Origin of the sequence: Rhodococcus jostii NBRC 16295, from assembly GCF_001894825.1 — a bacterium.
In the GTDB taxonomy this organism is placed as follows: Bacteria; Actinomycetota; Actinomycetes; order Mycobacteriales; family Mycobacteriaceae; genus Rhodococcus_F; species Rhodococcus_F jostii.
On sequence record NZ_BCWY01000002.1, the window covers coordinates 111,943 to 125,898 of the forward strand.

Below are 13,956 nucleotides of genomic sequence, written 5' to 3' on the forward strand. Positions count from 1 at the left end.
ACGATTCATGCTGATGAGCGGCCACCTTTGACAGGTGAACACGTTCTAGTTAATATGACCTGAGTCACAGACCGTTGGGGGGCTGGGCTCGAACTGACAGTCGGTGCTGGGCGAGATCATGGACGAGGAGGACGGATGGTAGACCTCCTCGAGGTGCCGTTGCGTGCGGTCGGCGGGTTCTTCACGATGTCGGGCGAAACGTTGAGGGCAGTCTTTTCGAGGCCCTTCCAGCGTCGTGAGTTCGTGGACCAGGCATGGTTCGTCGCCCGAGTCTCCATGGTGCCCACGGTCCTGGTGGCCATCCCGTTCACAGTTCTGGTGAGCTTCACGATCAACATCCTCCTCCGCGAGATCGGTGCCGCCGACCTCAGCGGAGCCGGCGCCGCTCTCGGCACCGTCACCCAGGTCGGCCCCATCGTCACCGTGCTCATCGTGGCGGGCGCGGGAGCCACCGCCATCTGCGCAGACCTCTCCGCCCGCACCATCCGCGAAGAGATCGACGCGATGCGCGTGCTGGGTATCAATCCGATCCACCGCCTGGTCGTCCCCCGGGTGCTCGCGTCGACAGTCGTGGCCCTGCTCCTCAACGGGCTCGTCTGCACCATCGGCATCCTCGGCGGTTTCGTCTTCTCGGTCTACATCCAGGACGTCAACCCGGGTGCGTTCGTCAACGGCATCACCCTGCTCACCGGATTCGGTGAGCTCGTCATCTCGGAAGTCAAAGCCGGTCTGTTCGGCATGATCGCCGGTCTCGTCGCCGCCTACCTCGGACTCAACGTCAAGGGTGGCGCGAAGAGCGTCGGAGACGCCGTCAACCAGACCGTCGTGTTCTCGTTCATGGCCCTGTTCGTGGTCAACGTTCTCGTCACCGCCGTCGGTATCAAGCTGACGGCAGGGTGATCGACATGGTGGTGGAGTAGATGGCACTAGCGGCGGCCGGGCGCTTTCCCCGAACTCGCAAACGGTTCGCGTCGGCGTCCCGATCGATCGACCGGCTCGGTGAGCAGGCACTGTTCTTCGCGCGTGCCATCGGCTCGGCACCCCGCGCGATCATGCACTATCCCAGGGAGACGCTGCGGCTCATCGCCGAGATCAGCATGGGCACGGGAGCGCTCGCGGTCATCGGCGGAACGGTCGTCATCGTCGGCTTCCTGACACTGTTCACCGGCGGCACCATCGCCGTGCAGGGGTACAGCTCGCTCGGCAACATCGGCGTCGAAGCCCTCACCGGCTTCTTCGCGGCGTTCATCAACGTGCGCATCGCGGCCCCGGTCATCGCGGGCATCGGGCTGGCCGCCACCATCGGCGCCGGCTCCACCGCCCAGCTCGGCGCCATGCGCGTCTCCGAGGAGATCGACGCGCTCGAGACGATGGCGATCCCGTCGATCCCGTACCTCGTCAGCACCCGCGTGATGGCGGGAATGATCGCGATCATCCCGCTGTACGCCCTGGCGGTGATCGCGTCGTTCATGGCGAGCCGGTTCGCGACCGTGGTGCTGTACGACCAGTCGTCCGGCGTGTACGACCACTACTTCTCGACGTTCCTGATACCCACGGACATCCTGTGGTCATTCGCCCAGGCCATCGTTATGGCGATCGCGATCATGCTCATCCACACCTACTACGGTTTCAACGCCTCGGGCGGTCCGGTCGGCGTCGGTGTGGCCGTCGGCAACGCTGTGCGCTCCTCGCTGATCGCCGTCGTCACCGTCACCCTGCTCATCTCGCTCGCCATCTACGGCGGGTCCGGCAACTTCAACCTGTCGGGTTAGGGGGTGCCGGTAGATGACTGATTCGGGTGGGAAGAAGAAGCTCGCGGCACTCGTCCTCGTCGTGAGTCTGCTCGCGATCATCGGTGTGTCGCTGGCCATGTTCAACGGAACCTTCAGCGAGACCACTCCCGTCACCGTCACCTCGGATCGCTCCGGGCTGGTGATGGAACCCGACGCCAAGGTCAAGCTCCTCGGCGTCGAGGTCGGTCGCGTCGGGTCCATCGAACACGTGACGGACGGCGCCGAACTGAAGCTGGCGATGTACCCCGACATGATGTCGCTGATTCCCTCCAACGCCACCGTGGAGATCAAGTCCACCACCGTGTTCGGCGCGAAGTACGTCAATTTCGTGATGCCGGACAATCCGTCGTCCACTCACCTCCAGCCGGGGGCCGTCATCGCGTCCGACAACGTCACCGTGGAATTCAACACGGTCTTCCAGCATCTCTCCGACGTGCTGGCGAAGGTGCAGCCGGAGAAGCTGAACGCCACGCTCGGCGCCATCTCCTCGGCGCTGCACGGCCGGGGCGAGGAACTCGGCTCCCTGCTCGAGCAGAGCGACAGCTACCTGGCGAAGATGAATCCCAGTCTGCCTCAGCTGCAGGAAGACCTGTCCAAGGCCGCCCAGGTCACCGACGTCTACGCCGACACCGCACCGGATCTGCTGCGGGTACTCGACAACGCGACGGCCACCAGTGGCACCGTCGTCGACGAACAGGACAACCTGGATGCGGTGCTGCTCAACGTCACCGGGCTGGCCGACACGGCGAACACCGTCCTGACCGAGAACGAGCAGAACCTGGACTCCGCGCTCGACCTGCTGCTCCCGACGACGGATCTGCTGGCCGAGTACTCGCCCGAGATCTCCTGCTTCATCGTCGGCCTGAACAACGTGATCCCCCTCGCCGAGCAACTCATCGGTGGCAATCAGCCGGGTATCGCGCTGAGCGCCAGCTTCATGTACGGGCAGACGCCGTACACCTACCCGAAGGACCTGCCGAAAGTGAACGCGACAGGTGGGCCGAACTGTCACGGTCTTCCCGATCCTGACCCCACCGTGCACGCGAACTTCGTCGTCGCCGACACCGGAACGGTGCCGTTCGTGCCGTCGACGGAAGTTCAGGTGCACCTGCCCAAGGTGTTCCAGCTGTTGTTCGCCGGTGTGTACCCCGAGCAGGGTGGGCGGTGACTGTGCGAGCCACCACGGTCAAGCTGCTGATCTTCGCGACGGTGATGTCGGTGATCTTCGCCGGTCTCGCCCTGGTGTTCAGCCAGTACCGCTTCAGCAGCAGCGACGGCTACCACGCCACGTTCACGGACGTGTCCGGACTCAAGCCCGGCGACAAGGTGCGCATCGCCGGCGTTCCCGTCGGCGCCGTCGAGAAGGTGAAGATCGACGACGACAACCTTGCCGATGTCGACTTCACCGTCGACACCAAGTACTCGCTGTTCGACGGGACGAAGGCGACGGTGCGGTACGAGAACCTCGTCGGCGACCGGTACATGGAACTCCTCGAGGGCGCCGGATCGGTGGAACCGCTGCCGGACGGCGGGTCGATCCCCGTCGAGAACACCTCTCCCGCGCTCGACCTCGACCTCCTGCTGGGCGGGTTCAAGCCACTGCTGCGGGCGCTGGACCCCCAGCAGGTCAACGACCTGTCCCAGGCGCTGGTCCAGGTGTTCCAGGGGCAGGGCGGAACGCTCGTCTCGCTCCTCGGCAGCACGAGTTCGTTCACGAACACCCTGGCCGACCGGGACCAGTTGATCGGCGAGGTGATCACGAACCTCAACCAGGTTCTCGGCACGATCAACGACCGGGGCGACCAGTTCCGCGCGACGCTCGACCAACTGCAGCAATTGGTCAGCGGGCTCTCCCAGGACCGCGACCAGATCGGTGACGCCATTCCCCGTATCGCGGGGGCCACCGGCGACCTCGCGAACCTGCTCGAGGGCGCACGGCCGCCGCTGCAGAGCACGATCGCCGAGGCGAACCGGACCGCCACCCAACTGCAGGCGGGGGAGGACGACCTGGACTGGGTCCTCCAGAATCTGCCCGCCGCCTACCGCCGCCTCATCCGCATCGGTACGTACGGCAGCTTCTTCCAGATGTACGTCTGCACAGTGAAGTTCAAGTTCTCCGGCCCGGACGGATCGGATCTGCTCCTCAACATGCCGGGCGGTCAGACGGCGGGGAGGTGTGCACCGTAGCCATGAAGAGCGAACGCAATCCCGTACAGGTAGGCATCATCGGTGTCGCCATCGCGAGCATGATCGTGATCGCGACCCTGCAATACGATCAGCTGCAATTCCTCTCGGGTGGAACGCAGTACTCCGCCGTGTTCGACGACGCGGGCGGCCTCATGGCGGGTGACACGGTGACACTTGCCGGTGTCGACGTCGGGAAGGTCGCCGACGTCGAACTCGACGATCAGAACGTGCTCGTCACGTTCTCGATCGAGGACGGCATCGCACTCGGCGACGCCACCGAGGCGAACATCAAGACCAACACCGTTCTCGGACGTAAGTCCCTCGCCGTCACCCCGCTCGGGCACGACACGATGCGGGTGGGATCGACGATTCCGTTGGAACGCACCAACTCTCCGTATTCGCTCAACGACGCACTCGGCGACCTGTCCACCACCGTGTCCCAACTCGACACCGACGAGGTCAACAACGCGTTGAACGCGATGTCCGGCGCGCTCGAGAACACGCCACCCGAACTGCGCACCGCACTCGACGGCCTGACCCGGTTGTCGGAGAGCATCAATTCGCGAGACGAGAGCCTGAGGCAGCTGCTCTCGCGTGCCGAGAACGTGACGGGAATCCTCGCCGAGCGCAGCGGGCAGATCAACTCGCTCATCGTCGATGGGAACCAGCTGTTCGGTGAGCTCGACCGTCGCCGCGCGGCGATCAGTCAGTTGATCGTCAACATCTCCGCGGTGTCCCAGCAGCTGACGGGTCTGGTCCAGGACAACGAGGAGCAGATGAAACCGACGCTCGACAAGCTGAACTCGGTGGTCGACATCCTGCAGCGGAACAAGGACAACATCTCGCAGGCCCTCGACGGTCTCGCCCCGTACGCCACCCAGCTCGGGGAGTCGGTCGGCAGCGGACCGTTCTTCATGGCCTACGTCTACAACATCGGCATCGGCAATCTGTTCCAGGGTTTGAGCGACGCCGTGACCTGGCCGGAGCATCTGCCCAACGACCTCCAGGCCTACCTGCAGACAGGTCCGTCCATCGAGCTGAGGGAACCGCCGCGATGACGACGAACCCGGAAATCACCAACACGCGGAAGAAGTGGCTGATCCGCGGAGGCATCGCCGCAGTCGTGGTGGTGCTGGTCGTCGGCGCCGCTGTGATGTTCGTGCCCAAACTGTTCCAGAACACGATCACCGCGTACTTCCCCACGACGACGGGACTGTATTCGGGTGACGACGTCCGCGTCCTCGGCGTGAAGGTGGGCACGATCGACTCGATCGAACCCGGTGCCGACTTCGCCCGGGTCACGATGAACGTGAAGAAGAGCGTCGAGATTCCCGCCGACGCCAAGGCCGTCATCGTCGCGCCCAGCCTGGTGTCGGGACGATTCGTCCAGCTGACCCCCGTGTACGCCGGTGGGCCCACCATGGGCGACGGTGCGAGCATCCCGATCGAGCGCACCGCGGTGCCGGTGGAGTGGGACGAGATCAAGACCGAGCTGAACAAACTGTCGGAGGCGCTCGGCCCGCAGGGGGCGGACCCGCAGGGCTCCCTCGGCACGTTCATCGACACCGCCGCAGCCAACCTCGACGGCAACGGCGAATCGTTGCGGAACACGTTGCGCGAGCTGTCGGAGACCATGCGGACGCTGTCCGACGGCCGGACCGACCTCTTCTCCACCATCCGCAACCTGCAGACGTTCGTGGCCGCGCTGTCGTCGAGCAACGAGCAGATCGTCCAGTTCGAGGGCCGGCTCGCGTCGGTGTCGAACATGCTCGCCACCAACTCCGACGAACTCGGGACGGCGCTGAACGATCTCGACATCGCCCTCGGTGACGTCAACCGGTTCGTGGTGGAGAACCGGGCGAGTCTCAGCGAGCAGGTCGGCCGGCTGGCCGACGCCACTCAGGTGCTCGCCGACAAGAGGCCGCAGATCGAGCAGGTTCTCCACGTCGCGCCCACCGCGCTGGCGAACTTCAGCAACATCTACAAGCCCGCGCAGGGCTCACTCGTCGGTGCTGTCGCCATGTCGAACTTCGGCAATCCCGTGAACTTCATGTGCGGTGCCATCCAGAGCCTGCAGGCCAACGAGGCGAATCGAAGTGCGGACCTGTGTACCCAGTACCTGTCGCCGGTCCTGAACTCGCTGACGATGAACTACCTGCCCATCCTCACCAACCCGACCACGGGTGTGAATGCGTTCCCGGACCAGATCGAGTACAGCCCGCCGAGTTTGGAAGGTTCGGTTCCGCCGCGGTCTGCGCCGCCGGTGACCGGCACCCTCGCCGGGATGCCCACGGTGGACGTGCCGAGAGACCTGAACGATCTGCTGCAGCCGGGAGGTGGGCGATGACGAAGCGCACACGGGCACGCCGCGGCGGCATCGCGGCGGTGGCGATCACGCTGTCCCTGACACTCACCGGGTGCGAGTGGGAAGGGTTGAACTCACTCCCGCTGCCCGGTACCGAGGGGCAGGGCGACGACGCCTACACCGTGGAGATCCAGATGCCCAATGTGACGACGCTGTCGCAGAACTCGCCGGTGCGGGTGAATGACGTGACGGTGGGAGCGGTGACGGGTATCGAGGTGCAGGACTGGCACGCCCTGGTCACCGTCTCGATCAACGGCGACGTCCAACTGCCCGCCAACGCGACCGCCAAGATCGGCCAGACCAGCCTCCTCGGCTCACAGCACCTCGAACTGGCTCCGCCGACCGACACCGAGCCCGAAGGCACGCTCGAGGACGGCGACGTCATCCCCATCGAGCGGGCGGGCGCCTACCCGACCACCGAACAGACGCTGTCGTCGTTGTCGGTGGTGCTCAACGGTGGCGGCATCGCCCAGATTCACGACATCACCCTCGAGCTCAACGCCGCACTGGGTGGCCGCGAGGACTCGATCCGGGACCTTCTGCCGCGGCTCGACCAGCTCGTCACCAGCCTCGATCAGCAGCGCGGAGACATCATCGGTGCGATGGAGGGGCTCGACCGGTTGTCGGGCACCGTCAACGAGCAGAAGGCCACCCTCGACGCGGCGCTGGACGGCATCCCGCCGGCGCTGGACGTGCTCGTCGACCAGCGTCAGAACCTCACCACCGCACTGGTCGAGGTGGGCAAGCTCAGCGACACCGCGACCCGCCTCGTCGAGAGCAGCGGCGAGGAACTGAAGGCGAATCTCCGCAACCTCACCCCCGTGCTGCGCGAGCTGGCCAACTCGGGGAGCGCACTGACCGAAGTCCTGACCCTGATGCTCACGTATCCCTTCCCGATGAAGACGATGGACAAGGCGATCCAGGGTGACTACGCGAACCTCATGATGACGATCGACCTCACCAACGCGCGCGTCGACAACAACTTCCTGACCGGAACCGGCCTCGGGGGATCACTCGGCGGCGTCGAGGGCGCGGTGGGATCACTCGCCGGCGTGGCCGGACAGTCGGGCGATCCGCTGCAGTCACCCCTGCAGCCGGCTCCGAAGCCGGCACCGGCGCCGCCGGTGATTCCGGGACTGCCACAGATACCCGGACTACCGCAGATACCCGGCCTTCCGCCGCAACTGGGAGGGGCGCCGACACCGTGAGAATGACCAGATTCGTTCGCATTCAGCTCGTCATCTTCTCGATACTCACCGTCATCGGACTGGTGGTGATGTCGATCCAGTATGTGAAGGTGCCGGTGCTGTTCGGCGTCGGACGCTACGAGGTGAGTGTCCGATTGCCGTCCACCGGTGGGCTCTACCCCCACGCCAACGTCGCGTACCGCGGCACCAACATCGGTGTCGTCGAGAACGTCGCGCTCACGGCGGACGGCGTCGAAGCGAAGATGTCGCTCGACAGCGACTACAAGATCCCGGCCGACGTGGACGCCGCCGTCAAGAGCGTGTCGGCGGTCGGTGAGCAGTACGTCGATCTGATTCCCCGGGACGGCGCCGCCGAGGCCGACGGACCGTACCTCGCGAACGGCGACGTGATTCCGTTGGATCGCGCCAGCATTCCGCAGGACGTCGGCGAGATGCTCGACCAGGCGGACGAACTGCTCGCGAGCATCTCGGACACGAGGTTGCAGACGGTGGTCGACGAGGCGTTCACCGCGTTCAACGGATCCGGACCCGACCTGCAGAGGCTCATCGACTCGGCCCGGTTGTTCGTCGAGGAGGCGGACGCCAACAGCGACGCGACCAAGGCTCTCATCGATCAGGTCGGCCCGCTGCTCGACACCCAGACGGTGAGCAGCGACGCGATCCGGTCGTGGACCCGGGACCTCGTGACGTTCACCGACCAGTTGCGGGCGAGTGACCCGAATCTGCGGTCGGTGTTGGAGAAGGGGCCGGGAGCGGCGCAGGAGGCCACCCAGTTGTTCCAGGACCTGCAGCCGACGCTGCCGATCCTGCTGCGGAATCTGGTGAGCGTCGCCCAGGTCGGGGTGATCTACAACAAGAGCATCGAGCAGGTCCTCGTCATCTACCCACCCCTGACGGCCGCGCTGGTGACCGCGGCGAAGGGCGGACCGGTGGAGGACGGCGCGATCGTCGACTTCGCACTGCAGTTGCACGACCCGCCCGCGTGCACGACCGGATTCCTGCCCCCCGAGCAACGCCGGTCCGGCGATCAGACCGACCCGATCGCCACCCCGAACGACCTGTACTGCAAGGCAGCCCCGGACGACCCGTCCGTGGTCCGTGGTGCGCGGAACCTGCCGTGCATGGAATTCCCCGGGCGTCGCGCACCGACCGTCGAGGCGTGCCGCGAGGGCTGGGAGGCGACGGGCAACAACCCGCCGTACGGGCCCATCATGCCGCCGGATGTACCCTCGTACACAGCCGTTCCGAGTTCCTACGAAGGCGCCGCGGGTGCACCGGTCGCGGCCGTGCCCTACGACCCGGCCACCGGTAGCTTCATTGGTTCGGATGGAAAGACGTACACCCAACCGGATCTGGCGGTGCGGGGGAAGGACTCGACGTGGCAGACGATGATGACAGGTCAGCAGATTTGAGTTCCAGCACAGACGAACGCGCAACCGACTCCGCGGAGCAGGCGGCCGAGCAGGCACCCGCCGGGAAGGAGCGGAGCAGGCGAAGAGCCGTCCGGCACGCGGGCCCACCGGTGGGAGAGACGGAGGCCCCGAAGCCGGTGGTCCTCGCAAAGCCGGGAGATGCCGACGCCCAACCCGCGCCGGACAAGGTCTCGACGACGAAGGCTGCGTCCCCGGAGCCCGCGTCGGACGCTCCGGCGCCCGGTGCACCGAAGCAGCGTCGACCCCTGAAGTCGTTGCTCGCGTGGGGCGTTACCGCGGTGGTCATCGTCGCGCTGGTCGCCGCGGCGGTGGTGCTGCTGCTCGACCAGCGGTCCGCACGCGAGCGGGACGATCGCAGGCAGGCCTACGTCGACACCGCCCGGCAGACGGTGCTCAACCTGACCACCATCCATCCCGAGACCGCGAAGGAAGACGTCGACCGGATCATCGCCGGAGCGTCGGGGCAGTTCCTCCAGGAGTTCGAGGGCCGGGAGGATCCCTTCGTCGGTGTCGTCCAGGACGCGAACGTGACCACCGAGGGTGAGGTCGTCGAGGCGGGCGTCGAGAACGGGAGCGAGACGTCGATCTCGGCGAACGTGCTCGTGGCCGCGCGGACGATGGTGAGCAGCAAGGAACAGCCGGACCCCTCACCGCGAGACTTCCGGATGCGGGTGACGATCAGCGACGTCGACGGCAAGTTGACCGCATCGAAGGTGGAGTTCGTCCCATGAGCGAGAACAATGAAGGCAAGCGAAAGTTCGCGATCACCAAGGGAACAGCGCTGAAGATCGCCGCCGCGGTCGTGGTGGTTGCCCTCGCCGTCGGGGTGGGCTTCCTCTGGTACGGCCACCGGCAGGATCAGCTGGCGGAGCAGGCACGCACCGAGGCCGTCGACGCGGCGGGCAAGCAGGCGGTCGCGATGCTGGCGTACGACTTCGCCGACGTCGACAACCAGTTGGCCGCTGCCGCAGACGGACTCACCGGTTCGTTCCGCGACGACTACACCACCCTGGTACAGGAGACCATCGCTCCGGGTGCCAAGGAGAAGCAACTCACCGTGCAGGTGTCGGTGCAGGCCGCCGCGCCCGTGTCGACCACACCCGACGAGGCGGTGGTGCTGCTGTACCTGAACCAGACCACGACCAGTGCCGAGGCCCCGGACGCCCGTACGTCGGGCAGCAGGGTGCGGGTGTCGCTGCAGAAGGTGGACGACCGCTGGCTCGTCGATCAGCTGACACCGGTGTAGCCGTGGCCGAACCGGCGCCGACCGTGGCGGAACTGCTTGCCGCAGTCGGCCGTTCACCCGCTGCCGTGGCGGTTCACGACCGGGCCGCGTGGGTGGGGCTGTTCTCGGACGGCGCCCGCGTCAACGACCCGGTCGGCTCGCGACCGCACGTCGGCAGGGCGGCCATCGAGAAGTTCTACGACACGTTCATCGCGCCCAACACGATCACCTTCCACGTGACGCGGGACGTGGTCTGCGGGATGTCCGTCGTCCGTGACCTCGAACTCGAGACGCGGATGTCGACGGGTGTGGTGCTGACTGTCCCGATGCACCTCCGCTACGACCTCGTCGCGGAGGTACACGGCGTGAGCCTGGACCGCTTGTATGCGCACTGGGAGCTCCCGGGGATGATCGGCCAGCTGGCCAGGGCAGGCTGGCGGGGCGCAGCGGCGTCGGCGAAGCTGGGGCCGCAACTCCTCTCGAATCAAGGCGTTCCGGGTGCAACAGGTTTCATGCGCGGTCTGCGGACGGTCGGGCGCCCGGGGCGGAACGCGGCCATCGGATTCCTGGTCGCCGTGCGCCGGCAGGATTTCGCCGCGGTGTCGGCCCGGCTCGCCCGCGGTGCCACCCTCGAACTGCCTGCGGGCACCCCCCTCTCAGTGGACGACTTCGCCAATGCCCTGCGTGAACTGCGGTGGAACAAGATGATCGTGGCGGGACGCACGGTGACTGCATCCGTCCGCGCGGCTTCGTGGGAGGGTGTGGCGCTGATCGAGTTCACGCCGCGGTCCCACGAGATCTCGCGGGTGCGGATGTACGTCGAGCAGGTCGGCCCCTTCCCAAAATGAAACAAGTTCTAGTACTCTCGGGTTCTCCGGGCCGATCGCCGACGCACCGCGTTGCGTCACGGGGCCACAACCGAATGGGGAGTCGTCGATGAAGGTTGCAGTAACCGGCGCCGCGGGATTCGTGGGCAACAACCTGCTGAATCTGTTGGTCGAGGCGGGGCATGAGGTGACCGCGATCGACCGCGTGCGTTCCCGGTACGCACCCGAATACGGGGTCACCTGGGTGAACGCCGACGTGCTCGACGTCGAATCCATGAAGCGGGCGCTGGACGGAGCCGACGTGGTCTACCACCTGGTCGCGATGATCACCCTCGCCCAGAAGGACGATCAGGCCTGGACCGTCAACACCAAGGGAGTCCGGACCGTCGCCGAAGCTGCTCTCGCAGTGGGTGTTCGGCGGATGGTGCATTGCAGTTCCGTGCACTCGTTCGATCAGAGCAGTTGCGGCGGAACGCTCGACGAGAACTCGCCCCGCTCCGTCGACGCATCGATCCCGGTGTACGACAGGTCGAAATGGGCCGGCGAACTCGAACTGCGCGACGTGATCGAGACCGGACTCGACGCGGTCATCTGTAACCCCACCGGCGTGTACGGGCCCGTCGACCACGGACTGTCCCGCGTGAATGCCTTGCTGCGCAACGCTGCTCGCGGCAGGGTCCCCGCCGCGGTGCAGGGTGGGTTCGACTTCGTCGACGTCCGCGACGTCGCCGCCGGCCTGATCGCCGCCGGGGAGAAGGGGCGCACCGGGGAGAACTACCTGATCTCCGGGCACATGCTCGGCATGCACGATGCCGTGAGAAGGGCAGCGCGTGCGGCGGGCCGTCGGGGGCCGCTGTACTCGTTCCCGCTCAGCGTCATCGAGCGGGTGCTGCCGATCGCCGAACCGATCGGGGCGCGGTTCGGCTCCGACGTGCTGTCGCGGTCGGCGATGTCGGCGCTGCTCGCGGCGCCCGTTGTCGACGGCACCAAGGCGCGGTCGGAACTCGGCTACGTTCCGCGCCCGGCCGACGAGACGATCCGCGACTTCGTCGCCTTCCTGGTGACGTCCGGCCAGCTGGGCCGTGGAGATCAGTTCTCCCCGGTGGCGTCCTCGTCGTAGTCGGACTCGGAGGCCTCGGCGGGAGCGATCAGCGCCGGCCCTGCGGCTCCGCCGTGCGCGAGCGCGTCGAGGAACGACTTGGCCCACCGGTCGACGTCGTGAGCGAGCACCTGCCTGCGCAGGGCGCGCATGTGGCGTCGGCCGTCCTCCTTCGGCTGCTCGAGGGCTTGTTCCATCGCGTCCTTGACGCTGTCGAGGTCGTGTGGATTGCACAGGAACGCCTGGCGCAGTTCGGCGGCCGCGCCGGTGAACTCGCTGAGCAGCAGGGCACCGCCGAGATCGCTGCGGCACGCCACGTACTCCTTGGCGACGAGGTTCATGCCGTCGCGGAGTGGCGTCACGAGCATGACGTCGGCGGCGACGAAGAAGGCGATCAGCTCGTCGCGGGGGATCGGCCGATGCAGGTAGTGCACCACCGGCCGGCCGACCTCGCTGTACTCGCCGTTGATCCGCGACACCTTGCGTTCGATGTCGTCGCGCATCTGCACGTAGCTGTCGACCCGTTCGCGGCTCGGCGTGGCCAACTGCACCATCACCGTCTCGGAGGGATCGATGCGATGCTCGTCGAGCAGTTCGTGCAGCGCGGCGAGGCGGACGTCGATGCCCTTCGTGTAATCGAGGCGGTCGACGCCCAGCATGATGTGTTTGGGATTGCCCAGTTCCTTGCGGATCTGCTTGGCGCGGTCCCGGATCGACTTGGACCTGGATTGCTCGTCCAGCTTGCCCGAGTCGATGGAGATCGGAAACGCGCCGACGCGCACGGTGCGGAATCCCACCTGCACGACGCCCAGCTTGGAGCGGACGCCCACGGTGCCCCGGGACGTCTGCTGACCGGCGAGCCTGCGGGCCAGGTAGAGGAAGTTCTGCGCGCCGCCCGGGAGGTGGAATCCGATCAGGTCGGCGCCGAGCAGACCTTCGATGATCTCGGTGCGCCACGGCATCTGCATGAACAGTTCGACCGGCGGGAACGGAATGTGCAGGAAGAACCCGATGGTGAGGTCGGGGCGGAGCATGCGCAGCATCTTCGGGACGAGCTGCAGCTGGTAGTCCTGGATCCACACGGTGGCGCCGTGCGCGGCCGCCTTCGACGTGGCCTCCGCGAAACGCCGGTTGACCTCGACGTACGCGTTCCACCAGTCGCGGTTGTATTCGGGTTTGACGATCACGTCGTGGTACAGCGGCCACAGGGTCGCGTTGGAGAAGCCCTCGTAGTAGTCGGCGATCTCCGCGGCGCTCAGCGGGACGGGGTAGAGCTCGAGCTCGTCCTCGACGACCGGGTCGAGTTCGGCGTCCGCGACCCCCGCCCAGCCGACCCATGCGCCCTTGTTGCGGCGCAGGATCGGCTCGAGCGCGGTGACGAGGCCACCGGGGCTGCGCTTCCAGCGGGTGGTGCCGTCCGGAAGGCGTTCGAGATCGACGGGGAGTCGGTTCGCGACGACGACGAAGTCGGCTTGCCCGGAAACAGGATCAGATGTCGAGCGTGATGACGATGCTGACGATTCCGAGCTGGCAGCCACGGGCTTCCTTCGCAGTCGAAGTGGATGAAATTCTCAGTCGAGCTTGGTGGTGGGTCCGATTCCGAGCATCGAGAGCAGCATTCTGCACTCGTCGGCGTCTTCGGCGTATGCAGCGACAACGCGCTGCGCCTGGCGGGCGGTCTCGTCGGCTAGGGGTTCGAGATCCTCGTCCGCGATGTCGTTTTCGGCGGTCGTCTTCGCGGCCATCTTTTTCCTCTCGGGCTTGCTGCTGCGTCACGCGCAGTAGTTCGTATCGGCGACTCTATGAGAACCGGGCATGT

Annotated in this window: 14 protein-coding genes; 12 read left to right on the forward strand and 2 right to left on the reverse strand. The window is 66.3% G+C overall.

Annotated features, from left to right (window positions below; translation table 11 throughout):
- The first annotated feature begins 135 nt into the window (after window positions 1-135).
- The 12 genes from RJ1_RS02015 (at window position 136) to RJ1_RS02070 (ending at window position 12,158) form a co-directional block, all read left to right on the forward strand.
- Entirely contained in the window at window positions 136-900 is a 765-nt protein-coding gene (locus RJ1_RS02015) for an MlaE family ABC transporter permease (protein ID WP_015888557.1), read from the forward strand.
- Between the two features lie 20 nt (window positions 901-920).
- Window positions 921-1,772 (forward strand): MlaE family ABC transporter permease, encoded by an 852-nt coding sequence (locus RJ1_RS02020; protein WP_073358221.1) that lies wholly within the window; start codon window positions 921-923, stop codon window positions 1,770-1,772.
- Window positions 1,773-1,785: 13 nt separating this feature from the next.
- Complete coding sequence (locus RJ1_RS02025) at window positions 1,786-2,961, forward strand: MCE family protein (RefSeq protein ID WP_073358222.1); 1,176 nt, start codon at window positions 1,786-1,788, stop codon at window positions 2,959-2,961.
- Window positions 2,958-3,980, forward strand: a complete 1,023-nt coding sequence (locus RJ1_RS02030; RefSeq protein WP_083400522.1) for an MCE family protein — start codon at window positions 2,958-2,960, stop codon at window positions 3,978-3,980. The genes RJ1_RS02025 and RJ1_RS02030 overlap by 4 nt, the downstream gene beginning before the upstream one ends.
- Window positions 3,981-3,982: 2 nt before the next feature.
- Window positions 3,983-5,038 carry an MCE family protein gene (locus RJ1_RS02035; RefSeq protein WP_073358224.1) on the forward strand — a complete coding sequence of 352 codons (1,056 nt, stop codon included), beginning with the start codon at window positions 3,983-3,985 and terminating at the stop codon, window positions 5,036-5,038.
- Window positions 5,035-6,327, forward strand: a complete 1,293-nt coding sequence (locus RJ1_RS02040) for an MCE family protein (protein WP_073358225.1) — start codon at window positions 5,035-5,037, stop codon at window positions 6,325-6,327. Before RJ1_RS02035 ends, RJ1_RS02040 begins: the two co-directional genes overlap by 4 nt.
- Entirely contained in the window at window positions 6,324-7,553 is a 1,230-nt protein-coding gene (locus RJ1_RS02045) for an MCE family protein (RefSeq protein ID WP_073358226.1), read from the forward strand. The genes RJ1_RS02040 and RJ1_RS02045 overlap by 4 nt, the downstream gene beginning before the upstream one ends.
- A 2-nt stretch (window positions 7,554-7,555) precedes the next feature.
- Window positions 7,556-8,965, forward strand: coding sequence for an MCE family protein (locus RJ1_RS02050; protein WP_083400521.1), 1,410 nt, complete (start codon window positions 7,556-7,558; stop codon window positions 8,963-8,965).
- Window positions 8,962-9,717 carry an Rv1363c family protein gene (locus RJ1_RS02055; protein WP_073358228.1) on the forward strand — a complete coding sequence of 252 codons (756 nt, stop codon included), beginning with the start codon at window positions 8,962-8,964 and terminating at the stop codon, window positions 9,715-9,717. The genes RJ1_RS02050 and RJ1_RS02055 overlap by 4 nt, the downstream gene beginning before the upstream one ends.
- Complete coding sequence (locus tag RJ1_RS02060) at window positions 9,714-10,232, forward strand: Rv1363c family protein (protein ID WP_073358229.1); 519 nt, start codon at window positions 9,714-9,716, stop codon at window positions 10,230-10,232. The genes RJ1_RS02055 and RJ1_RS02060 overlap by 4 nt, the downstream gene beginning before the upstream one ends.
- 2 nt (window positions 10,233-10,234) lie before the next feature.
- Window positions 10,235-11,059, forward strand: coding sequence for a nuclear transport factor 2 family protein (locus RJ1_RS02065; protein ID WP_073358230.1), 825 nt, complete (start codon window positions 10,235-10,237; stop codon window positions 11,057-11,059).
- Between the two features lie 88 nt (window positions 11,060-11,147).
- On the forward strand, window positions 11,148-12,158 hold the full coding sequence (locus RJ1_RS02070; protein ID WP_073358231.1) for an NAD-dependent epimerase/dehydratase family protein: 1,011 nt from the start codon (window positions 11,148-11,150) through the stop codon (window positions 12,156-12,158).
- Here the strand turns inward: RJ1_RS02070 and RJ1_RS02075 are convergent.
- Window positions 12,128-13,675, reverse strand: a complete 1,548-nt coding sequence (locus RJ1_RS02075; RefSeq protein WP_073358232.1) for an alpha,alpha-trehalose-phosphate synthase (UDP-forming) — start codon at window positions 13,673-13,675, stop codon at window positions 12,128-12,130. The genes RJ1_RS02070 and RJ1_RS02075 overlap by 31 nt on opposite strands.
- A 33-nt stretch (window positions 13,676-13,708) precedes the next feature.
- The gene (locus RJ1_RS46650) at window positions 13,709-13,882 is read right to left on the reverse strand and encodes a hypothetical protein (protein WP_005244525.1); all 174 of its coding nucleotides are present in this window, start codon (window positions 13,880-13,882) and stop codon (window positions 13,709-13,711) included.
- Window positions 13,883-13,956 lie beyond the last annotated feature (74 nt).

Bases quoted from the DNA above. Each gene is read 5' to 3' on its own strand.
- RJ1_RS02045 (WP_073358226.1), top strand. From the start codon at position 6,324: ATGACGAAGCGCACACGGGCACGCCGCGGCGGCATCGCGGCGGTGGCG.
- RJ1_RS02070 (WP_073358231.1), top strand. From the start codon at position 11,148: ATGAAGGTTGCAGTAACCGGCGCCGCGGGATTCGTGGGCAACAACCTG.
- RJ1_RS02025 (WP_073358222.1), top strand. From the start codon at position 1,786: ATGACTGATTCGGGTGGGAAGAAGAAGCTCGCGGCACTCGTCCTCGTC.
- RJ1_RS02060 (WP_073358229.1), top strand. From the start codon at position 9,714: ATGAGCGAGAACAATGAAGGCAAGCGAAAGTTCGCGATCACCAAGGGA.
- RJ1_RS02040 (WP_073358225.1), top strand. From the start codon at position 5,035: ATGACGACGAACCCGGAAATCACCAACACGCGGAAGAAGTGGCTGATC.
- RJ1_RS02035 (WP_073358224.1), top strand. From the start codon at position 3,983: ATGAAGAGCGAACGCAATCCCGTACAGGTAGGCATCATCGGTGTCGCC.
- RJ1_RS02015 (WP_015888557.1), top strand. From the start codon at position 136: ATGGTAGACCTCCTCGAGGTGCCGTTGCGTGCGGTCGGCGGGTTCTTC.
- RJ1_RS02020 (WP_073358221.1), top strand. From the start codon at position 921: ATGGCACTAGCGGCGGCCGGGCGCTTTCCCCGAACTCGCAAACGGTTC.
- RJ1_RS02050 (WP_083400521.1), top strand. From the start codon at position 7,556: ATGACCAGATTCGTTCGCATTCAGCTCGTCATCTTCTCGATACTCACC.
- RJ1_RS46650 (WP_005244525.1), bottom strand. From the start codon at position 13,882: ATGGCCGCGAAGACGACCGCCGAAAACGACATCGCGGACGAGGATCTC.